Genomic DNA, 19,954 nt, shown 5'->3' on the forward strand with positions numbered 1-19,954 from the left:
GCCAACCGCAGCATTCCAACCCTCAGAACCCTGCCGCTTTCGCGTCGCTGCATCTGCAGCACAGAAACGAGATTATGTCCTGCGTTTCGCTTTTCGTCAACAGGTTTTTTACTCAACCCCGACTTTCCGATTCGCTGCGAAGCCCGTCCTGCTTGGCTCCGCGGCATCCTCTTAAACGACACGCCACCTGCACTTTCTCACTCCCCTTCGCTTCTTCGTGAAGCGAAGGAACGGAATTCTAGTGCCCGTTTCCCCCTCGCGCAAGGGGTTCGCGAAAAGAATTTCAGCGGTGCCATTTCCGCCAGTGACAGAGGGCGCAAAACCGGCGTCGCCGAGGGACCGCGCACTAATGGTCCAAGCGGACTCATAGCGACTACAATCTAAGGTTCTCTGCACCTGATAACTGCCTCCTATGCGCTCGCGAATCGCCAAACGACTTCCCCCCGACGCCGACAAGCTCGTCGGTCTTTCGCTCTCGCTGTTCGCATCGGGCAGCCGTATCGAAGACCGGTTCTGGGAAGCGCGCCTCGACACGCTTCTCGGGAAAATTGTTCGCAACGGCAATCAGACTGCGCTCGATGCCGCACTCGATCACCTGCAACTCAAGTTCCCGGACGCATACGGTGCGCTCGCCGACATGGCGGAAACACAAAGCGAATCGTTCGCGATCGAGATCGACGGCGTGCCGCACGAAGCGCTGCTGATCGCGGCGCCCGTGCTGGCATGGACGCGTTACTCAATCCCTTCCGGGCCGCTCAAGGCTGACGTGGTCGACGCGTTGCGCACTCAACTGCAAGCACATGTGCTCGCGGAAGGCGCCAAGGTAGCGGTTGCGCCGTACCTCTATAGCATCGACCAGTTGCCGCGCCACCACGTCGAAACAGCACGTGTTGCGCAGCAACTCATACAGACTGTGCTTGGCCACGCCCCGGCACGTCTCAATCTCGGTGACCTGCCCGAAACCTCACCCATCCTCGCCGATCCGCGATTTTTGCTTGCGATGGCCATTGTGCCCTCGGGCGCCCCACTGTTCCGGTGGCAAGAGGAAACAGTCGGTGGCGCCCGGATCGAACGCGGCCAGTGCCTTGAACATTGGGCGGCGCAAGGCGGCGCCAGTTTTGCCGCCATCCTGCCCGGCTGCGAGTTCGAGTGCCTGCTGCCCGACGCCTACTATTCGGCATGCCGCGACGCCGACGAACAGGTCCGGCCTCACTCGGTCCGCACCGCCGTCCGCTACCTGTTCGACACACTCGGAACAGCGCCTGACGAATTGCGCGCCGTGATTGCCGGGTTCGGTGAGCAACGCGTGGACGAATACCGGATCGGCTTTACGCGCCGTGGCAGCAACGACGTGATCTATGGCGTCGTTTGGCCACTTTACGGACGGGAAAACGGTGAAATTGGCGCAGCGGAAGAAGCGGCCGAACTGGAAGGCGCGGATGGTCCGGTGGAAGAGATCGTTGCGTTGCTGAAGCGCTCGGGCGTGACCGACGTGCGCCGGCACACCGGCCGTTTCGAGCCGGAATATTGCGACGATTGCGGCGTGCCGCTGTATGCGGATCCGCTCGGGGAAATCGTCCATGCGGAAATGCCGGAAGACGCCGAGCCCGCCCAGCCGCATTTTCACTGACCCAAGAGGTTGAAACCGGGCGCGGCTTTTGTGCTGAACGTTGTCACTCACCCGTTTGAATCAACCCAAGCGATCGCGGTGGTAGCGTTTCCGGACCTGTGATGTAACCTGCACCCAAAATCATGTTGCGACGTATCCAACCGTCGCTCTTGAGACGGTACAAAGACCGTTCCCGCGCCCGTTGGAACGGTCTTTTTTTACACGCCTACCTCGTCATGCCCGAGTAACGATTGATGCGACGCTTCCGGGACCGGCATTGCGCCAACGAACAAACGCGCTCGAACTAGCCTCCGCAACAAAATCCATTTCACGAAGCAGTCCCGAGCGTCGAGTCCACGACTATCACGGAAATGCGTTTTCGACGATTGATCGCCCTGCCGTCTTCCCGACACAACCTGGTTAGCGATGCCTTCCGCGTGCACCGCGGTCCCAGAAGCCTTGCCTTCCACTCCTTCAGCGCTACTGAGCGCACAAACTCAATGCGCGAAACGCAGAAAAGCTCAAGATCACTCACTCGGTTGTCAGGTCAAAACAACGCCGTCGGTAGATTCACGCGGGATCAAACAAAATTATCCCGATGCAATTCGACGCCACGGCGCGGAAACGCACGTCAGATTTGTCTCATTACGTCTCGCATTCTCATTCGCACCTAAGAAGCATCTCAACCGCGACCACAGACATTTGAGACTCGTCCCGATAAAACTGCGCTGAGCGAAAATTAATTCACCAAAAGACCCCTCAAGCGAAACACAACCGCAGATTTTGTGCGTAATACCTATGCCATTCGGTCAGGGCGCAATTTCGGCCGCGATTGGTCATTATTGGTTCAGCCGCATATCGTCCGCCCGGAAGCGGGCATCGCGCCGAAGCCATATAACAACGAGGCACGCATGAAATTCACCATAGTCAACTCCGAAGCTGAACGCCGCGAAGGTTTGAAAGCGCTTTTACGGCATATCGACCGGCGCGCGCGCTTCAACGAGGCGAAAGACTGGCGGCAAGCCGCAAGCGCAGTCCTGAGGCTCGACCCGGACATGATCGTGATCGATTGGCACGACGCCATGCGCATGGCCGATCTGCGCACGCTGCTGAACGCCTTCCCGAAGATCCCTGCGGCAATCATCGTGGACGAAGCATCAACCGCGCAGGTCCGCCTGCTTCTCAGTGCCGGCGTGCTCGGCGTGGTGCCGCGCAATCTCGACCCCACACTGATTGTCCGAGCGCTCGAAATGGTTCTGCTGGGTGGACATTACGTCCCCGCGTGCGCGCTCGATCCTGCGCTTGAACCCCTGCTCCTGCCGCGTCGTGACGCCGCACCGAAAGAATTCCGAAAGGGCTCAAAACGGTTCAACACGCTGTCACTGCGCCAGCAACAGATCATGCGGTGCGTGCATATGGGCAGCACCAACAAGATCATTGCCAAGACACTCGGGATCAGCGAAGGCACGGTGAAAATCCACCTGGGCAGTATCTTTCAGCAACTCGGTGCACCGAATCGCGCCGCCGCCGTTGCTATTTATAACGGCTGGCAGAACGGTTACCTCGAAGTCCTGAAGCGCGAAGCTGACGCGTCGCCCCGACCCGCGCTCGGCGATGCCGGCCCGGTACCGCTTCGCGCAACCGCTTTGCTGACCTACGGGCCGCGGCCGGAAATAGACGAACACTTGCTGCCAATGGCAGCTCAACCCCAACCGCGCTTCGGCGACTGAACACGGTTATTCCATAGTCTGGGCGCAACGCGTGAATTGACGCGTTGCGTGTTGGAAAATCCCCGCTGGCACAGTCAATGCACACGTTTTCGGGCGCAAACGAGTAATATAAGATTTATGGGTTTCTTCTACACACCTCTTCCGCTTTGGCTCGCAATAGGTGGCTGGATTGTCACTGCGGGTGTGCTCGCGCTTGCGATCTGGAAGAACCCGTTTCGCCGGTTGCAAGACGGGACACTTCAGCATGTCTGGTTCGGCATCGTCGTGGCGGTGACCGTGCTGTGGGCGTGCAACACGTGGTTCGAAGACGGTCCCGCCATTCATCTGCTCGGCGCAACGCTCATGGTCACCCTGTTCGACTGGCAACTCGCGCTGGTCGGCATGGCGGTGACAAGCGGGCTGGCGGCCGTCGTGCTGGATGCTTCATGGCCCGGCGTTCCCGTGACCTTCATACTGTTCGGCGCATTGCCAGTCGCGGTATCGTCGCTGCTACAGAAGGCCATCCAGGCGTGGATCCCGCGCAGTCTCTTTGTCTTCATCGTCGGCCACGGTTTCCTGACGTCGGCATGCGCCGTTGCAGCAGCATGCTCTGCCGGACTGCTCCTGGAAATCGTGCTTGCCAATGGCGAGCTTATTATCCCGGCTGGATTCATGCTGGCGGCCGCCCTGCTGGTCGCGGGCGAAGCCTTGTTCACAGGCGTGTTCACCATCCTGATCACCGTCTACCGGCCTACCTGGATCACTACGTTCGACGTGCGGCGTTATCGGCTTGATCGTGGGCCGCGGGTCTGAACGCTGCATCAATTCCAACCCTTGCCCGCATCACAAGCCATCCACAATCCATCGCGGAACCTATGTTGTGGCCGGCCGTCATTGACGGTCGATCAAAGAATTTAATATAAGATGGAACTCCCGTTCACTGTCGGGCATCTTACGTGCCTGTTGTCTCTTTAGTGCAGAACCCGATGGATAGTATTCAAGTACCGCGTCGACTGCTTCGGCTGGTCGGCCGGCTGGTGGCAATTGCATCAATGGCGACATTTGCGTCGGCCGCATGCAGCGCTACCGCGTTCGCCGATACGCTCGACGAACGCAACGAGCTCGTCAATCACTTCGTCACCGACTTCAACGCCAATCCCCTTGTGGCCGACTGTGCCGCACACGGGAGTTTCGTAGCAAGTACCTCGACGGCGTTCGACCATGTGGAGTTTCCGGCGAGTTCCTTCGATTCCGCTCATGGCAGCATCGTCCCGTGGAACGACGCTTTCGACGACCGCAAGCAACGCATCAAGGTCGATAACGTCGTGACAGTCGAGGGCCTTGGGATCACGAAGGACGGCGACACCAGCCCTACCACGCTGAAGTTCCGCTGCGGCTATGTAGGCAGCCAGATGCTGGCATTCGGCTGGAATGATCCCGTGCCGTCAGCCAGGCCCCGCGCCGAACCCCGCTCAGGCCACGGCGTAAAAGGCCGGCATGGCGCGGTCAAGGGCAAAGGCAAGACGAGCTCGAAATCAGCCGGCGGCAAGACGACGAAAAAATCGGCGAGCAAAAAGAAACTCTGAGCCACCGTATCGCGTACGAACCGAGCATGAACGTCAACGTCAAGACAAAAGGGCGTGATTGCCAATCAGCAATCACGCCCTTTTGATGCAGGCCCTTCGGAATGCGCGTGCATCCGTGTGCGTTCAGTGGCCCTCACGCGACTCCGCTCGTCAGCCTTAGAACGCCTGCAAGTGCCGCAGGATAGCCTGAAGCATTGACGCGCCCAGTGCCGCGCTGCGCTCGCCATTCCAGCCCACCCGCTCGTCCGGCAGATTCGCGTTGTCCTTGAACGGCATCTCGAGCGTCAGCGACAAACAGCCAAACTCATTGCCCACATATTTCGACGCCAGCTTCAGCGCGTCCGTCTGGTACTTGCTCGCTTCATAGCCGTGCACGTCCTGGAAATCCGGGCTCGCCTGCTTGAAGCATTCGATGAAGGCCTTCTGTTCCTGCGCTTGCTTTTCGGTGAAACCAGGCAGCATCTCCGAGCCGGCCACGAACACGTAAGGCAGCGCTTCGTCGCCGTGGATATCGAAGAAAAGATCGCAACCCAGCGCATGAATCGCGTTGCGCACGGCAAGTACTTCAGGACTGCGCGCAGCGTCAGGTTCCATCCATTCGCGATTCAGGTTCGCGCCCGCTGCGTTCGTGCGCAGGTTGCCGAGTACGCTGCCATCGGGATTCATGTTGGGCACGATATGGAACACCGCGTGATCAAAGATCAGTCGCGCGACGGGGTCACCCGCCCAGTCGCCCCAACCCGCCAGCCGTTTGATCAGCCCTTCGACAAACCACTCGGCCATGGCCTCGCCGGGATGCTGGCGCGCAATGATCCACACGTTCTTCTTCGGCTTTACCGGGCGCTCTGTCTCTTCGGTCAGCCCGAGCGACACCAGCGACATGGGCCGGCCTTGCACCGTCCGGCCTATTTCGGTCAACGTTGCGTGCGGCATCTGCTGCACGGCGCCAAGGAAACCGGCGTGGCGCTCTTCGCTATACGGCTCGAAATAGGCGTAATACACAGCGTCGAAATCAGGTGTGTGCTCAATGGTCAGTACACGGCCGTCATACCGCGTTGGCACGCGAAACCAGTTGATCCGGTCGTAGCTCGCCACCGCCCGATACTCGCGCCAGCCGTCGGCGAACGCGCAGTCAGCGGCGTTCTCGAAGGTCATTGTGAGCGGCTCGTCGCGTACGCCCGAGACGCGGAAGTAAAACCATTGCGCAAAGTCGGCGTGGCTGTCCGGACGCACACGCAGGCGAATGGCCGCGGGGTCCTCGGCAGACACTACGTCGATCGCGCCTGCATCGAATTGACTCGTGATTGAAATGCTCATGATGCTTCCTTGATCAATGCGTAAGCGCTGAGCTTAAAGACCCAGCCGCCGGCGATACACATAACTCGTTTCAGTCGATGCCTTTTTATCGAAGGTATAACCTTCGCTGTCGAAAGCCTGCAGGCCTTCCGGCTCGTCAATCCGATGCTGCACCGCAAATCGTGCCATCAAGCCGCGCGCGCGTTTCGCGTGAAAGCTGATGATCTTGTACTGGCCATTCTTCCAGTCCTGGAAGACCGGCGATATCACCGGTGCGTCCAGGCGCTTCGGCCGCACCGACTTGAAATACTCGTTGGACGCGCAGTTCACCAGTACGCGCGCGCCCTTCTGCTTTTTCATCTGCGCGTTCAGGGCAGCCGTGATGCGATCGCCCCAAAACGCATACAAATCCTTGCCGCGCGTGTTAGTGAACTTCGTGCCCATTTCCAACCGATACGGTTGCAACAGATCCAGTGGCCGCAGCAATCCGTAAAGCCCGGACAACACGCGCACATGATTCTGAGCGTAGTCGAGATCCGTGGCAGGCAGTGACTTTGCGTCAAAACCTTCGTAGACGTCGCCGTTGAACGCCAGCATGGCCTGCTTGGAATTATGCGTGCCAAAGGTCGGCGACCAGTCCGCATAGCGCTGGAAATTGAGTCGCGCGAGCGGATCGGAGATATGCATGAGACTGCCGATTTCCTGTGGCGAGAGCTTGCGCAAGCCATCGATCAATTCAGCGGAATCGGCGGCGAATTCAGGCAACGTGTGCTTGGTGACGTGAGGCGGGGTCTCGTAGTCGAGCGATTTGGCCGGCGATAGAACGATTATCATAGAGGCTCGCCGGCATGCTGCCAACGATGAAGACGGAAACCCTCGATTGTATCGAATGAAAAAATCCCCCGTGCTGCGCGCCGTGCTGGATTCGAATGTCTGGATCGATATCCTGGTGTTCGATGACCCCATCACGCGTCCAATCCGCGCCGCGCTCGAAGCCGGTACGCTGGCAGCGCTGATCGACTCGCGCTGCCTCAAAGAACTGACGTATGTGCTGGACTATCCGCAATTCGTGCGCTTCGCCGTGAATAAGTCCGAAGCGCTTGAAACGCTCGCGCGGCTCTCGCAATTCGTTGCACCCGAACCGCCGCCCGCCGACGCGCCACCATTGCCCAAATGCCGCGACCGCGACGACCAGAAGTTTCTGGAACTGACGCACGCGAGCCGGGCGGACTGGCTGGTATCGAAGGATCGCGCAGTGCTTAAACTCGCGAAACGCACAGCACGCGACTTCGGGTTTCGAATCGCCCAGCCCGCGCCGTTCGTGGCCAGTTTCGAAGCCCACATTGAAGCTTGTGAAGAAACGAAAGGAGAAACAAACGCCATCGACGTTTAAAATGGAACACATTTCCCTTTAGCGCCGCCGATCGCCCACACCATGAACGCCTCGCACGACCTTCCGTACTCGCCCGCCGTTCCTGCCATCACCTCGCGCCTGCCGAACGTCGGCACGACCATTTTTACGGTCATGAGCGCGCTCGCGACGCAAAAAGGCGCAGTCAATCTAGGCCAGGGCTTTCCGGATTTCGCATGCGACCCGCGCATTGTGGACGCCGTGTCGAACGCCATGCGCGACGGCCACAACCAGTACCCGCCCATGGCCGGCGCCGCGCCGCTGCGCCACGCGATCAGCGAGAAGATCGGGCGCTTGTATGGCCGCCAATATGACGCCGAGCGCGAGATCACGGTCACGGCCGGCGCGACCCAGGCCATCCTGACCGCCATTCTGTGCTGCGTGCATCCGGGCGACGAGGTCGTCGTGATCGAACCAATGTACGACTGCTACGTGCCGGCCATCGAGCTGGCGGGCGGCAAACCCGTGTTTGTATCGCTGGAAGCACCCGACTACGCGTTGCCCTTCGACAAGATAGCGGCCGCGATCACGCCGAAAACGCGCCTGCTGATTATCAACTCGCCGCACAACCCGACGGGCCGCGTCTGGCGCGCAGAGGACTTACAGAAACTCGACGAGATCCTGCGCGGCACCGACGTGCTGATTCTCTCCGACGAAGTCTACGAACACATGGTCTTCGACGGCGCCCCGCACGAAAGCGTGTGCCGTTATCCGGACCTGGCCGCGCGCAGTTTCGTGGTGTCGAGCTTCGGCAAGACCTTCCACGTGACGGGCTGGAAGGTTGGTTACGTCGCCGCGCCCGCCGCGCTGACGGCGGAATTCCGCAAGGTCCACCAGTTCAACGTCTTCACCGTGAATACGCCGATGCAGGCCGGCATTGCGGAATACCTGAAGGACCCCGCTCCGTACCTGGAATTACCCGCTTTTTATCAGCAAAAACGCGACTTTTTCCGCGAAGGCCTCGCCAATTCGCGCTTCAAGCTGCTGCCTTGCGACGGCACGTATTTCCAGTGCGTCGACTATTCGGCCATCAGCGACCTGCCTGAAGCCGAGTTCTCGCAATGGCTCACGAGCGAGATTGGCGTCGCGGCCATTCCGGTGTCGGCGTTTTATCACGAGAGCCACGAATCGGGCGTCGTGCGCTTTTGCTTCGCGAAAAAGGAAGAGACGCTGCGCACCGCGCTCGAGCGCCTCGCCAGTCTTTAAAGACTAGATCTTCGGCAGCGCTTTTTTCTGCGCGTTCATGAAGGCGAGCCGGTCCGCCGTGACTTTCTGCGCGGCCGGCCGCTCGCCCACCAGCTTGTTGTGCGTCTTCCAGTCAATCCCCGCTTCCAGCAGGAAATCCCCTCCGTAGATCGCTTTCGTCGTCAGCCCGATCAGCGGCAAATTCACGAATGCACTCACATCGGCGATACTGAAGGTCGTGCCGAGCGCGTACGGTTCGAACTTCGCAATCCGCCTGAATCCGGCAATGCCGTGCCGGAGCCGTTTTTCTGCGCGCACCTTGGTGTAATCGGTCACTGTGCCACCGAAAAACGCCTGCTTGTAGAGCTCGCGGGCAGCCAGTTCCAGGTGTGTCTCAATGAACGCGATCATCTCGCGCTCCTTGGCGGCCGTGAACGGATCGGCGGAAAAAATGGGTTTCTCCGGATAAGCGCTCGCCAGATATTCGACAATCACCTGCGACTCGCACAGCGCCCCGGCCTCGGTCTCCACGTACGGAACCTTGCCAAGCGGCGAGAGCGCAAGTGTTGCTTCGTCCTGGCCGAAATTCGCGCGCACCTCCTCGAACGGAATGCCGTGTTCGAGCAGCACGAACTTCACCTTGTTCACGTAGTTGGACAGCGGAAAACCATACAGCTTGAGCATCTTGAGTCTCCTGGACATCTTTCGTTTTAAGCAATACAGGCAATCGGCGGCCTTCGAGGCCACGTCACGAACAGCACGATCGTGCTAATCTAGCAAATAAGGAGTGAGACACGCCATGAGTTTTCGCGATACAGAGATTCGGACCATAGGGATTGTCGGTAGCGGCGCGATGGGCCGCGGCATCGCGCAGATCGCAGCGTTGGGCGGGTTGAACGTGCGTTTGTACGACACCAACCAGCAAGCCATCACCGCAGCACGCGAGTATCTCGCCGATACCCTGAACAAACTCGCCGCAAAAGGCAAGCTGAACGAAGCCGATGCGAACGACGCGCTGGCGCGCATTCATGCGGCCGGTGCAATTGGCGACCTGGCAGATTGCGATGTGGTGGTCGAAGCGATCGTGGAAAAGCTGGACGTCAAGCGGGAGTTGTTTCGCGAGCTCGAAGGCGTGGTTGGCGAGAATTGCATCCTGGCGTCGAATACGTCGTCGCTATCCATTACCGCCATTGCCGCCGGTTGTGCCAAGCCGGAGCGCGTGGTCGGCCTGCATTTCTTCAACCCCGTGCCCCTGATGAAAGTGGTCGAAGTGATCGACGGCTTGCGGGGAGACCCCGCTGCCGGCGACGCGCTGATGGCGCTCGGCCGCCAGATGGGTCACACGGCCGTGCGGGCGAAGGACATGCCTGGTTTTATCGTGAATCACGCCGGGCGCGGCATGAACACCGAGGGTCTGCGGATCGCGGGCGAAGGCGTGGCGAGTTTCGCGGATATCGACCGGATCATGCGTGAGCAAGCCGGTTTCCGGCTCGGGCCATTCGAATTGCTCGACCTGACGGCGCTCGACGTCTCGCATCCGGTAATGGAGTCGATCTATCACCAGTTCTACGAGGAACCGCGCTTTACGCCGTCCCCTATTACGGGCACGCGGCTCGCCGGTGGGTTGATTGGGCGCAAGGTGGGTGAAGGTTTTTATAAATACGTGGACGGCAAGCAGCAGATTCCCGGGGAAGCGCCCGCGCCTACAGCGCTGCCGCGTCGCGTGTGGGTGAGCCGCTCATCTGCGCATGCGCGTGAAGAAGTATTCCGGCTGATCGCGAAGATGGAAACGGCTGTCACCATCGATACCGGCGGCACCCCGGCACCGGACTCGCTGATCATTGTCACGCCGCTCGGCCACGACGCCACCACCGCAGCCGTCGCGGAGAAACTGGACGCGTCGCGCACGGTCGCCATCGACACCTTGTTCCCGCTCGCCGATGCAGCCCGCCGCACCATCATGACCACGCCCGCCACGACCGCCGAATTTCGCGACGCCGCGCACGCGCTCTTCGCATTCGATGGCGTGCCCGTCACCGTGATCCGCGATTCGACCGGGTTTGTCGCCCAGCGCGTGGTGGCGACCATCGTCAACATTGGTTGCGATATCGCGCAGCAACGCATTGCATCGCCCGCGGATATTGATCTCGCCGTGACGCTCGGCCTGGGTTACCCGCGTGGCCCGCTTGCCCTTGGCGATGCGCTCGGCGCAAGCACCATTCTCACGATCCTGCGCAACATGCAGGCCGTGCTCGGCGACCCGCGTTATCGTCCGTCGCCCTGGCTCGCGCGCCGTGCGCAACTCGGGCTGTCCCTCACCTTCGACGAGGCCGCAGCATGAGCGCCGAACTGCTCTCCGTCCGCCCAGCCGAAAGCGACACCACGCTCGTTCTCAAGCTGTCCAATCCGGGCGCCCGCAACGCGCTGCACCCGGACATGTACACGGCCGGCGTTGAAGCGATGAATACAGCTGAGCGGGATACGTCGGTGCGCGCGATCGTGCTGACCGGCGCCGACAACTTCTTTTGCGCCGGCGGCAATCTGAACCGCTTGCTCGAAAACCGCGCGAAGGATCCGTCGGTACAGGCTGCGAGCATCGACATGCTCGGCGAGTGGATCGTGGCATTACGGTCATCGACGAAACCAGTGATCGCGGCCGTGGAAGGCGCTGCAGCGGGCGCCGGTTTCTCGCTTGCACTGGCGTGCGATCTGCTGGTCGCAGCTGAAGACGCCAAGTTCGTGATGTCATATTCCCGCGTGGGCCTCACGCCTGACGGCGGCGGCTCGTGGTTCCTCACGCGCGCGTTGCCGCGTGCGCTCGCGACCGAAATCCTGCTTGAAGCGAAGCCGATCGGCGCCACGCGCTTGCACGAAGTTGGTGTCGTGAACCGCGTGACGAAACCGGGTGCGGCGCTCGATTCCGCCATTGCCTGGGCGGATGAGCTGGGCCGCATGGCGCCGAAAGCGCTCGTACGGATCAAGACGCTGATCGCGGCGGCCGAAACGCAGTCGTTAGCGGAACATCTGGACGACGAACGCGATGGTTTTGTCGATGCCCTGCATAACGGCAACGCGCTCGAAGGCATCAATGCGTTCCTCGAAAAACGGCCACCGCACTACAAATGACGACCTCGTACGAATTGCCCAAACGCCGCCGCATTTTCCTGATGCGCCACGGCGACGTGACTTACTTCGATGCCAGCGGCCGTGCCATCGATCCGGAAGGCGTGCCCCTGAACGAACGTGGCCGCGAGGAAGCAAGCGCGGCGGGACGCGAGTTCAAGGCGCAGCAGATTCGCTTCGATAAAGTCATCGCAAGCGGTTTGCCGCGCACGCTCGAGACGGCGCAGCGTGTGCTGGCCGAAACCGGTCAGCAGATCGACATCGACATCTGGCCGGAGTGGCAGGAGATTCGCGGCGGCCGGCTAGGAGACCTTCCACCCAAGGACGTCGAGCGCGCTTTCCTCAGCGTATTCGATGGCATCGTGCCTGAAAGCACTGCGTTTCTGGGCGGCGAGACTATCGGCGAGTTGCTTGATCGCGTGTTGCCGTCGCTGCAACGACTGCGCGACCATGCAGCGTGGGACACCGTGCTGCTCGTGCTTCACGGCGGTGTCAATCGTGCGCTGTTGTCGCACGCAATCACAAGCGGCGGCCGTACGTTTTTCGGCCATCTTTCGCAGACTACTGGCTGCATCAATGCACTCGATGTCGGCGATAAACCGAACGATTGGGTGATCCGCGCGCTGAACCATTCGCCGCCCTCGCCGCTTCACGCCGCCGTACGCAACACGACTATGGAACTGCTGTATGCGCAGTTCGTGCGCTTTAAATCGCTCATGAAGTCATAACGGGCACGCGGCCTGCACGCGGAACAACTGCGCCGTGAACGGCGCGATGCCGCGTGATGCTTCAACAAACGCAAGGCCGGAGGAGACAACGATGGCTGCAAACAACACCCCCGCACCGCAGGACTTTTCAGCGTTCGAAGGAACCCGTCCGGTCAACGAGCGGCAACAATTCGATGTAGCGGCATTGTCCGCGTGGCTGGAAACACATGTTGAAGGCTTTGCCGGACCACTCACCGTCGAGCAGTTCGCCGGCGGCCAATCGAATCCCACCTTCAAGCTCATCACGCCCGCGCGCAGTTACGTGATGCGTTCGAAGCCCGGGCCGGCGGCGAAGCTATTGCCATCGGCGCATGCGATCGAGCGTGAATATCGCGTGATGGACGCACTCGCCGGCACCGACGTTCCCGTCGCGAGAATGTTTGCGTTATGCGAGGACGAAAGCGTGATCGGTCGTGCGTTCTATGTGATGGAGTTCATCGAGGGCCGCGTGTTGTGGGATCAGTCGCTGCCGGGCATGACGCCATCCGAACGCGGCGCGATCTACAACGAGATGAACCGCGTGATCGCGGCGCTCCATTCGGTGGACATCGCTCAAGCGGGACTCGACACCTACGGCAAGCCCGGCAACTATTTCGAGCGCCAGATCGGGCGCTGGAGCAAGCAATACGTTGCGTCGGAAACCGAGCCTATCGAAGCAATGAACAAGCTGATCGAATGGCTGCCGAAACATATTCCACGTAGCGAAGCAGGCGCACCGGCAGAACGTGTATCAATCGTTCATGGTGATTTCCGACTCGACAACCTGATCTTCCATCCGACCGAACCGCGCGTACTCGCCGTGCTCGACTGGGAGCTGTCCACGCTAGGGGACCCTCTCGCCGATTTCGCTTACCACTGCATGGCATGGCACGTCGACCCTACTCAATTTCGTGGCATCGGCGGCCTGGACTGGGGGGCGCTGGGCATTCCCGATGAAGAGAAATACGTCGCGGCATACCTCGCCCGCACGGGCTTTGCGATTCAGGGCGACTGGAATTTCTACCTCGCCTACAACATGTTCCGCATTGCCGCGATCCTGCAGGGAATCATGAAGCGGGTGAGCGAAGGCACGGCGGCGAGCACGCAGGCTCTTGATGCCGGAAAGCGCGCGAAACCCATGGCCGAACTCGCGTGGTCGTATGCGCAGAAAGTCGGTGAATAGCGATTAATGAAGAGGAGACGATATGAATTTCGATTACACGCCGAAAGTGCAGGAACTGCGCCAAAAGCTAAGCCATTTCTTCGATGAACACATCTACCCGAACGAGCGCGCGTTCAACAGTGAAGTCGCTGCCAATCGCGCAAACGGCAACGCGTGGGTTCCGACGGAGCTGATCGAAAAACTGAAGGAACAAGCCCGCGATGCCGGTCTCTGGAACCTGTTCCTGCCGGAGTCCGAACGCGGCGCCGGACTGAGCAACCTGGAATACGCGCCGCTCTGCGAGATCATGGGCCGGGTGCCATGGGCGCCGGAAGTCTTTAACTGCGGCGCGCCGGACACGGGCAACATGGAGACCATCGAACGGTACGGCAGCGAGCAGCAGAAGCTGCAATGGCTCGAACCGCTGCTGCAAGGCGAGATCCGCTCTGCATTCCTGATGACTGAGCCGGACGTGGCTTCGTCGGATGCCACGAACATTCAGTGCAGCATCGTGCGCGACGGCGACAGCTACGTGATCAACGGCCACAAGTGGTGGTCGTCGGGTGCGGGGGACCCGCGCTGCAAGGTGTATATCGTTATGGGCAAGACCGATCCCGACGCGCCGAAACATCAGCAGCAATCGATGATCCTCGTTCCTGCGGACGCGACCGGTATCACCGTGCATCGGCCGCTCCCGGTTTTCGGCTATGACGATGCGCCGCACGGCCACATGGATATCACGCTCGAGAACGTACGCGTACCGGTATCGAACATGCTGCTCGGTGAAGGACGCGGCTTTGAAATCGCGCAGGGGCGTCTTGGACCGGGTCGGATTCATCACTGCATGCGCCTGATTGGACTGGCCGAACGCGCGCTCGAATTGATGTCGAAACGCACGCTTCAACGGGTCGCTTTCGGCAAGCCGATCGCCGCGCACGGCGTGACGCAGGAGCGCATTGCCGAGGCGCGCATCATGATCGAACAGGCGCGTCTGCTCACCCTGAAAGCGGCTTACATGATGGACACCGTCGGCAATAAAGGCGCACGCGGCGAGATCGCGATGATCAAGGTGGTGGCGCCGAATATCGCGTGCCAGATCATTGATTGGGCGATTCAGGCGCATGGCGCGGGCGGTGTATCCGATGATTTTCCGCTGGCTTATGCCTATGCGCATGCGCGGACGTTGCGGCTTGCTGATGGGCCGGATGAGGTGCATAGGAACGCGATCGCCAAGCTGGAGCTTTCACGGTACGCGTGAACCGGTGTTCAGCGTCTTTCTGCGAACTATGGTCTAATTTTCGGCAGCGTTTTTGAGTGGCGATCGCGGGTTGCGGGGATCGCCGCTTTCCCGTGTTCAGCACCAGGAGCGAAAATGATCGACGTCTATAGCTGGGCCACGCCGAACGGCCATAAAATTCATATCATGCTCGAAGAAGTCGGACTCGAGTACAAAGCATTTCCCATCGATATTGGAGCCGGCGATCAGTTCACGCCTGAGTTCCTGGCTATCAGCCCGAATAACAAGATCCCCGCGATTATCGATAGCGATGGACCGGACGGTAAGCCACTAGCGCTTTTTGAATCGGGTGCGATCCTGTTTTATCTCGCTGAGAAGACGGGGAAGTTTTTGCCTCAGGATCCGGTCGGCCGATATACGACCATGCAATGGTTGATGTTTCAGATGGGCGGCGTCGGCCCCATGCTCGGTCAGGCGCATCATTTCCGGATTTATGCGCCGGAGAAGATCGAATACGCGGTTAACCGATATTCGAACGAAGCCAGGCGTTTGTATGGCGTGATGGATAAACGATTGGGCGTGACCCGGTTTCTCGCCGGAAATGACTATTCCATCGCGGATATCGCGACGTTTCCGTGGACGCGGTCCTGGAAAAACCAAGGAATCGAGCTAGACGAGTTCCCGAACGTCAAGCAATGGTTCGAGACCATTGCCGCGCGGCCGGCTGTTGTGAGAGGCGTTGAAGTGCTGGCCGCGGCTCGCAAAGAACTTACCGGCGATAAACAACGCGAAGTTTTATTCGGTGCGCAGCAGTACGCAAGGCGTTAAGTGCGCAACGGCAGATTCCTCTTTCGAGGAATCTGCCTGGTTACTGCACAGCGGAGCCACAGCCACGAAACTTCAAAAGTAATGCCGGGTGATGAACTCCGCGATGCATACCGGCTTGTCACTGCCTTCCTTCTCGAGTGTGACGCGCCAGATGACCTGGACGCCGCTTGCTTCCACGTCCGTCACCGTTCTCACTACGAACTTCGCCCTCAGCTTCGCTCCGGCCGGCACCGGCGACATGAAGCGCACCTTGTTCATGCCGTAGTTCACACCCATCTTCTGCTGCATCGGCACGCACTGTTCCAGCCACATCGGGATCAGCGCCAGGGTCAGGAATCCATGCGCAATCGGCCCGCCAAACGGCGATTCTTTTTTCGCCCTCTCGACGTCGACATGGATCCACTGGTGATCGTCGGTGGCATCGGCGAATTGGTTGATGCGTGACTGATCGATTTCCAACCACTCGCTCACATATTCGTCCCGGCCTTCCGCAGCTTTGAACTCGGCTGCATTCGCCAAGGTCATTGCGTCGCTCCTGGATGACGAAGGCCGAATATAGCCGATGAATCTACGGTCAACACCAGTTCGCCGTGCTGGTTATAAGCTTCCCAACGTGTGGCGATAATTCCACGATCAGGCTTGCTGGCGGATACCCGCTTGCTCAACACCCGGCTCGTCAATCGCACTGTGTCATTGACCCGGACAGGTTTAAGCCAGCGGATGTTGTCGAGCCCTGGCGAACCCATTGACGTGGAATCGGAGAGCAGGTCGCGCACCAGAATGCCCATCATTGCAGAACACGTGTGCCAGCCGCTGGCGATCAATCCGCCGAACGGCGATGCCTCGCCACCCGCTTCGCTCAAGTGAAAAGGCTGCGGATCAAAACGCCCGGCAAATTCGATAATCTCTTCTTTCAGAAACGTGTGACTGCCCAATTGCGCCACCGATCCAACTTCGAAATCCTCATAGCTGAACGTCATCCGCGCTCTCCTTTTCTCAATGCTTTGATTGTTCAAACGTCAGTGTCGGTGAATCCAGGCAACGACGCGAACCGTGCAAGGTGATGGTCGACATCACCTAACGTTGTCTCGATGATCGACAGACGCTTGAACCAATGTGCCGCTGCAACTTCGTTCGTCACGCCCATCCCGCCATGCAGTTGCACCGCCTGCTGACCGACGAAACGCGCCGCCTGACCGACCCGCGCCTTGGCCGCGGAAATTGCCCGGCGGCGTTCATCGGCGTCATCGCTCGTGTATCGCGCGGCGGCGAGATAGGTGATCGAACGCGCCTGCTCGGCATGGATCAGCATTTCGACCATACGATGCTGCAACGCCTGGAAACGCGCGATGGGCGCGCCGAATTGCTTACGCTCCTTCGTGTACTCGACCGTCGCGTGATTCAGCGCGTCGAGCACGCCGACGGCTTCGGCGCACAGCAGGAACGTCGCATAGTCGGCTATACGCTCAAGCGTGGCTGCACCCGCATTAGCCTTGCCAAGACGATCGGCAGGCGTGGCCTTGAACGTGAGCGTCGCGGCGCGCTGGCCATCGATCGTCCGATACTCGGTGACTTCCGCGTTCGCCGCGTCACGCGCAACAACGAACAATGCGATTTCGCCATTCAGCCGCGCCGGCACGATCCAGCGGTCGGCCTGTGCGCCGTGCAGAACCAGCGACTTCTGGCCGCTCAGCGCGAAACCATCGCCTTTCTCTTGCGCGGTGGTATCGATCGAGAACAGGTCGTAGCGAGCATGCGGTTCGTGAAACGCCACCGCGAGCTTGATCTCGCCGGCGGCAGCGCGTTCGAGCAATACGTTCGCGTGGTCATCGCCCACCAGTCGCAGCGCTTCGATACCCACTGCCGTCGCCCAATACGGCTCCACGACGAGAGCACGTCCGAGTTCCTGCATCACGACCAGCATATCGGCCGGACCGCCATCGAATCCGCCCTGCGCTTCGGGCGCGGGCAAGGCCGTCAAGCCTAGTTCAGTAAATGCCGCCCAATGTTTTGCATCGACACCGTCCTTCGACGCCACGATCTTCTGCCGTGCATCGAACGTGTACTCGTTGTCGAGATACCGGCGCAATGCGTCCCTGAACTGTTGCTGCTCATCGGTGAAATTGAAGTCCATGTGCAGCTCCTCACAAGCCCAGAATCATCTGCGCGATGATGTTTTTTTGAATTTCGTTCGAGCCGCCGTAGATCGACGTCTTGCGAAAGTTGAAGTAGTACGCGGCAAGCGGCGCGGCATCGTCGTCGCCGGCAAGGCTGTGTTCACGTTCGCCTTCGAGATATGCGGGATCGAACGCGGCAGCTTGCGGGCCAACGGCTTCGACCATGAGTTCGGTAAGCGCCTGCTGGACTTCGGTGCCCTTGATCTTGAGCATGGATGCCTCCGGTCCGGGACCGCGGCCGTTCGCTTCGCTCGCCACCACGCGCTGCACGGTGACTTCAAGCGCCATCATCTCGATCTCCAGCGCCGCGATTTTCGAAGAAAACACGGGGTCTCCGAGTAACGAAACGCCGCCCTTCTTTTGATTCGCGGCAAGCCGTTTCAGGAACACCAGTTCCCGCTTCGATTGCCCGACGCGGGCAATGCCGGTGCGCTCATGCCCGAGCAGATATTTCGCATAGGTCCAGCCGCGGTTCTCTTCACCGACGAGGTTCTCAACCGGCACCTTCACGTCTTCCAGGAACACCTCGTTGACTTCGTGGTCTTCGTCGAGCGTGATGATCGGGCGCACGGTGATGCCGGGCGTCTTCATGTCGATGAGAAGAAAGGAGATGCCTTCCTGCTTCTTCGCGCCGGAGTCGGTGCGCACGAGGCAGAACATCATGTCCGCGAACTGGCCGAGCGTAGTCCAGGTTTTCTGGCCATTGACCACGTAGTGGTCGCCCTGCCGTTCAGCACGCGTTCTCAGCGACGCCAGATCCGAACCCGAACCGGGTTCCGAATAACCCTGGCACCACCAGTCCGTGCCATCGAGAATCCGCGGCAGATAGTGGGCTTTTTGCGCGTCGCTGCCGTATTTGATCAGGACGGGTGCGACCATGGATACACCGAACGGCAACACGCCGGGCGCACCAATACGCGCGCATTCCTCGTCCCAGATATGGCGCTGCGTCGCGTCCCAGCCGGGACCGCCATATTCCTTCGGCCAGGCGACAACCGACCAGCCACGCGTGCCGAGCAGCTTGTGCCAGCTCGCGTAGTCGTCGCGATTCAGACGTTTATGTTCGAGCACCTTGGTCCGCAAAACCTGCGGGAGGTTGGCGTCGAGCCAGGCGCGGATGTCGGCGCGGAATGCGTCGTCGGCGGGGGAATAATTCAGGTCCATACGCTGTGTCTCCTGTCATGACCCGGGTCGGCCATGAGGAGACGCGCCTTAGCTGAACGTATTCAGCTTATTGCAGCGGCTCTTTCAGTGCGGCCGGCACGGGTAACGGCATCACGTCGATGCCTTCTTCCATCAATGCGTGCGCATCTTCAGGCGTTGCGACGCCACGAATATTTCGCGCCGGCGCTTCGTCGTAATGCATGCGCCGCGCCTCTTCAGCAAAACGGTCGCCCACGTTTTCCGTGTTCGCGAGAATTCCCCGCATGAACTGCAGCGCACGCGCCTGAAGCGCTTGATCGGCGTTTTGCGGTGGCTGGGCCACCTGCGTAGCGCTCGATCCGGCAACTTCCTTTTCACCTTGCTCCGAACGGCTGGTCGACAAATTCAGGCGCGGCGCCGACGGCATGCGGCTCACCTCCGTTGTCGAGCACACCGGGCAAGCCACGAGCTTGCGCGACAACTGGGATTCGAACTCATCGGTCGAAGCAAACCAGCCTTCGAAACGATGGTCGTGTGAGCACTTCAAGTCGAGAACCTTCATGCTGATCGGGGCTTGCCAGAAAGTTTAGTCGCAAAAACGCGTTTTGTGAACGACCGTTCGCAAAAATATGGCAATGCGACGGTTTGAGGGGTGTGTAGAAACACACGTTCGATTTTATCCCGCCGTAAGAACGCGTGCCGAACGACGCGCAGCCTTGATTGAACAGACAAATAAAAAGCG

Annotated in this window: 20 protein-coding genes; 12 read left to right on the plus strand and 8 right to left on the minus strand. The window is 59.9% G+C overall.

Annotation, left to right across the window (positions count from 1 at the left end; all coding sequences use genetic code 11):
* Nucleotides 1–412: 412 nt before the first annotated feature.
* The 4 genes from AWB69_RS08825 (at nt 413) to AWB69_RS08840 (ending at nt 4,904) form a co-directional block, all read left to right on the plus strand.
* Nucleotides 413–1,630, plus strand: coding sequence for a DUF2863 family protein (locus AWB69_RS08825; RefSeq protein WP_062084447.1), 1,218 nt, complete (start codon nt 413–415; stop codon nt 1,628–1,630).
* Nucleotides 1,631–2,520: 890 nt separating this feature from the next.
* Nucleotides 2,521–3,339: a LuxR C-terminal-related transcriptional regulator gene (locus AWB69_RS08830; RefSeq protein WP_062084676.1), complete on the plus strand. Its 819-nt coding sequence runs from the start codon at nt 2,521–2,523 to the stop codon at nt 3,337–3,339.
* A gap of 117 nt (nt 3,340–3,456) precedes the next feature.
* Nucleotides 3,457–4,131, plus strand: coding sequence for an energy-coupling factor ABC transporter permease (locus AWB69_RS08835; protein WP_062084450.1), 675 nt, complete (start codon nt 3,457–3,459; stop codon nt 4,129–4,131).
* A 173-nt stretch (nt 4,132–4,304) separates the two neighbouring features.
* Nucleotides 4,305–4,904: a BspC domain-containing protein gene (locus AWB69_RS08840; protein ID WP_062084452.1), complete on the plus strand. Its 600-nt coding sequence runs from the start codon at nt 4,305–4,307 to the stop codon at nt 4,902–4,904.
* 156 nt (nt 4,905–5,060) lie between these two features.
* Here the strand turns inward: AWB69_RS08840 and AWB69_RS08845 are convergent, their stop codons facing one another.
* Complete coding sequence (locus AWB69_RS08845) at nt 5,061–6,221, minus strand: M14 family metallopeptidase (protein ID WP_062084454.1); 1,161 nt, start codon at nt 6,219–6,221, stop codon at nt 5,061–5,063.
* 33 nt (nt 6,222–6,254) lie between these two features.
* Nucleotides 6,255–7,034, minus strand: coding sequence for a peroxide stress protein YaaA (gene yaaA / locus AWB69_RS08850; protein ID WP_062084456.1), 780 nt, complete (start codon nt 7,032–7,034; stop codon nt 6,255–6,257).
* Nucleotides 7,035–7,089: 55 nt separating this feature from the next.
* Here yaaA and AWB69_RS08855 point away from each other — a divergent pair, with 55 nt between their 5' ends.
* Entirely contained in the window at nt 7,090–7,593 is a 504-nt protein-coding gene (locus AWB69_RS08855; RefSeq protein ID WP_082913316.1) for a putative toxin-antitoxin system toxin component, PIN family, read from the plus strand.
* Nucleotides 7,594–7,635: 42 nt separating this feature from the next.
* On the plus strand, nt 7,636–8,817 hold the full coding sequence (locus AWB69_RS08860; protein WP_062084458.1) for a pyridoxal phosphate-dependent aminotransferase: 1,182 nt from the start codon (nt 7,636–7,638) through the stop codon (nt 8,815–8,817).
* 3 nt (nt 8,818–8,820) lie between these two features.
* On the opposite strand, the gene AWB69_RS08865 is transcribed toward AWB69_RS08860, so the two are convergent.
* Nucleotides 8,821–9,480: a glutathione S-transferase family protein gene (locus AWB69_RS08865; RefSeq protein WP_062084460.1), complete on the minus strand. Its 660-nt coding sequence runs from the start codon at nt 9,478–9,480 to the stop codon at nt 8,821–8,823.
* 115 nt (nt 9,481–9,595) lie between these two features.
* Between AWB69_RS08865 and AWB69_RS08870 the strand changes: the two genes are divergently transcribed.
* The 6 genes from AWB69_RS08870 (at nt 9,596) to AWB69_RS08895 (ending at nt 15,892) form a co-directional block, all read left to right on the plus strand.
* Nucleotides 9,596–11,137 (plus strand): 3-hydroxyacyl-CoA dehydrogenase, encoded by a 1,542-nt coding sequence (locus AWB69_RS08870; RefSeq protein WP_062084462.1) that lies wholly within the window; start codon nt 9,596–9,598, stop codon nt 11,135–11,137.
* Nucleotides 11,134–11,922, plus strand: a complete 789-nt coding sequence (locus AWB69_RS08875) for an oxepin-CoA hydrolase, alternative type (protein ID WP_062084465.1) — start codon at nt 11,134–11,136, stop codon at nt 11,920–11,922. The genes AWB69_RS08870 and AWB69_RS08875 overlap by 4 nt, the downstream gene beginning before the upstream one ends.
* Nucleotides 11,919–12,647: a histidine phosphatase family protein gene (locus AWB69_RS08880; protein WP_062084468.1), complete on the plus strand. Its 729-nt coding sequence runs from the start codon at nt 11,919–11,921 to the stop codon at nt 12,645–12,647. The genes AWB69_RS08875 and AWB69_RS08880 overlap by 4 nt, the downstream gene beginning before the upstream one ends.
* A gap of 91 nt (nt 12,648–12,738) precedes the next feature.
* Nucleotides 12,739–13,848, plus strand: coding sequence for a phosphotransferase (locus AWB69_RS08885; RefSeq protein ID WP_062084470.1), 1,110 nt, complete (start codon nt 12,739–12,741; stop codon nt 13,846–13,848).
* Nucleotides 13,849–13,870: 22 nt separating this feature from the next.
* The gene (locus AWB69_RS08890; protein WP_062084473.1) at nt 13,871–15,085 is read left to right on the plus strand and encodes an acyl-CoA dehydrogenase; all 1,215 of its coding nucleotides are present in this window, start codon (nt 13,871–13,873) and stop codon (nt 15,083–15,085) included.
* A gap of 114 nt (nt 15,086–15,199) precedes the next feature.
* The gene (locus tag AWB69_RS08895) at nt 15,200–15,892 is read left to right on the plus strand and encodes a glutathione binding-like protein (protein ID WP_062084475.1); all 693 of its coding nucleotides are present in this window, start codon (nt 15,200–15,202) and stop codon (nt 15,890–15,892) included.
* A gap of 72 nt (nt 15,893–15,964) precedes the next feature.
* On the opposite strand, the gene AWB69_RS08900 is transcribed toward AWB69_RS08895, so the two are convergent.
* The 5 genes from AWB69_RS08900 to AWB69_RS08920 all read right to left on the minus strand — a co-directional run bounded on the left by AWB69_RS08900 (nt 15,965) and on the right by AWB69_RS08920 (nt 19,774).
* The gene (locus AWB69_RS08900) at nt 15,965–16,417 is read right to left on the minus strand and encodes a MaoC family dehydratase (RefSeq protein WP_062084479.1); all 453 of its coding nucleotides are present in this window, start codon (nt 16,415–16,417) and stop codon (nt 15,965–15,967) included.
* Entirely contained in the window at nt 16,414–16,872 is a 459-nt protein-coding gene (locus AWB69_RS08905) for a MaoC family dehydratase (protein WP_062084481.1), read from the minus strand. Before AWB69_RS08905 ends, AWB69_RS08900 begins: the two co-directional genes overlap by 4 nt.
* A gap of 32 nt (nt 16,873–16,904) precedes the next feature.
* Nucleotides 16,905–18,026, minus strand: a complete 1,122-nt coding sequence (locus tag AWB69_RS08910; protein WP_062084484.1) for an acyl-CoA dehydrogenase family protein — start codon at nt 18,024–18,026, stop codon at nt 16,905–16,907.
* Between the two features lie 10 nt (nt 18,027–18,036).
* Entirely contained in the window at nt 18,037–19,233 is a 1,197-nt protein-coding gene (locus tag AWB69_RS08915) for an acyl-CoA dehydrogenase family protein (RefSeq protein WP_062084486.1), read from the minus strand.
* A gap of 67 nt (nt 19,234–19,300) precedes the next feature.
* A complete protein-coding gene (locus AWB69_RS08920) occupies nt 19,301–19,774 on the minus strand; it encodes a DUF1178 family protein (protein WP_062084488.1) in 474 nt (157 codons plus the stop codon).
* Nucleotides 19,775–19,954: the final 180 nt, after the last annotated feature.

It is taken from the genome of Caballeronia udeis (assembly GCF_001544555.2).
In the GTDB taxonomy this organism is placed as follows: Bacteria; Pseudomonadota; Gammaproteobacteria; order Burkholderiales; family Burkholderiaceae; genus Caballeronia; species Caballeronia udeis.

Bases quoted from the DNA above. Each gene is read 5' to 3' on its own strand.
- AWB69_RS08825 (WP_062084447.1), top strand. From the start codon at position 413: ATGCGCTCGCGAATCGCCAAACGACTTCCCCCCGACGCCGACAAGCTC.
- AWB69_RS08830 (WP_062084676.1), top strand. From the start codon at position 2,521: ATGAAATTCACCATAGTCAACTCCGAAGCTGAACGCCGCGAAGGTTTG.
- AWB69_RS08835 (WP_062084450.1), top strand. From the start codon at position 3,457: ATGGGTTTCTTCTACACACCTCTTCCGCTTTGGCTCGCAATAGGTGGC.
- AWB69_RS08840 (WP_062084452.1), top strand. From the start codon at position 4,305: ATGGATAGTATTCAAGTACCGCGTCGACTGCTTCGGCTGGTCGGCCGG.
- AWB69_RS08845 (WP_062084454.1), bottom strand. From the start codon at position 6,221: ATGAGCATTTCAATCACGAGTCAATTCGATGCAGGCGCGATCGACGTA.
- yaaA (WP_062084456.1), bottom strand. From the start codon at position 7,034: ATGATAATCGTTCTATCGCCGGCCAAATCGCTCGACTACGAGACCCCG.
- AWB69_RS08855 (WP_082913316.1), top strand. From the start codon at position 7,090: ATGAAAAAATCCCCCGTGCTGCGCGCCGTGCTGGATTCGAATGTCTGG.
- AWB69_RS08860 (WP_062084458.1), top strand. From the start codon at position 7,636: ATGAACGCCTCGCACGACCTTCCGTACTCGCCCGCCGTTCCTGCCATC.
- AWB69_RS08865 (WP_062084460.1), bottom strand. From the start codon at position 9,480: ATGCTCAAGCTGTATGGTTTTCCGCTGTCCAACTACGTGAACAAGGTG.
- AWB69_RS08870 (WP_062084462.1), top strand. From the start codon at position 9,596: ATGAGTTTTCGCGATACAGAGATTCGGACCATAGGGATTGTCGGTAGC.
- AWB69_RS08875 (WP_062084465.1), top strand. From the start codon at position 11,134: ATGAGCGCCGAACTGCTCTCCGTCCGCCCAGCCGAAAGCGACACCACG.
- AWB69_RS08880 (WP_062084468.1), top strand. From the start codon at position 11,919: ATGACGACCTCGTACGAATTGCCCAAACGCCGCCGCATTTTCCTGATG.
- AWB69_RS08885 (WP_062084470.1), top strand. From the start codon at position 12,739: ATGGCTGCAAACAACACCCCCGCACCGCAGGACTTTTCAGCGTTCGAA.
- AWB69_RS08890 (WP_062084473.1), top strand. From the start codon at position 13,871: ATGAATTTCGATTACACGCCGAAAGTGCAGGAACTGCGCCAAAAGCTA.
- AWB69_RS08895 (WP_062084475.1), top strand. From the start codon at position 15,200: ATGATCGACGTCTATAGCTGGGCCACGCCGAACGGCCATAAAATTCAT.
- AWB69_RS08900 (WP_062084479.1), bottom strand. From the start codon at position 16,417: ATGACCTTGGCGAATGCAGCCGAGTTCAAAGCTGCGGAAGGCCGGGAC.
- AWB69_RS08905 (WP_062084481.1), bottom strand. From the start codon at position 16,872: ATGACGTTCAGCTATGAGGATTTCGAAGTTGGATCGGTGGCGCAATTG.
- AWB69_RS08910 (WP_062084484.1), bottom strand. From the start codon at position 18,026: ATGGACTTCAATTTCACCGATGAGCAGCAACAGTTCAGGGACGCATTG.
- AWB69_RS08915 (WP_062084486.1), bottom strand. From the start codon at position 19,233: ATGGACCTGAATTATTCCCCCGCCGACGACGCATTCCGCGCCGACATC.
- AWB69_RS08920 (WP_062084488.1), bottom strand. From the start codon at position 19,774: ATGAAGGTTCTCGACTTGAAGTGCTCACACGACCATCGTTTCGAAGGC.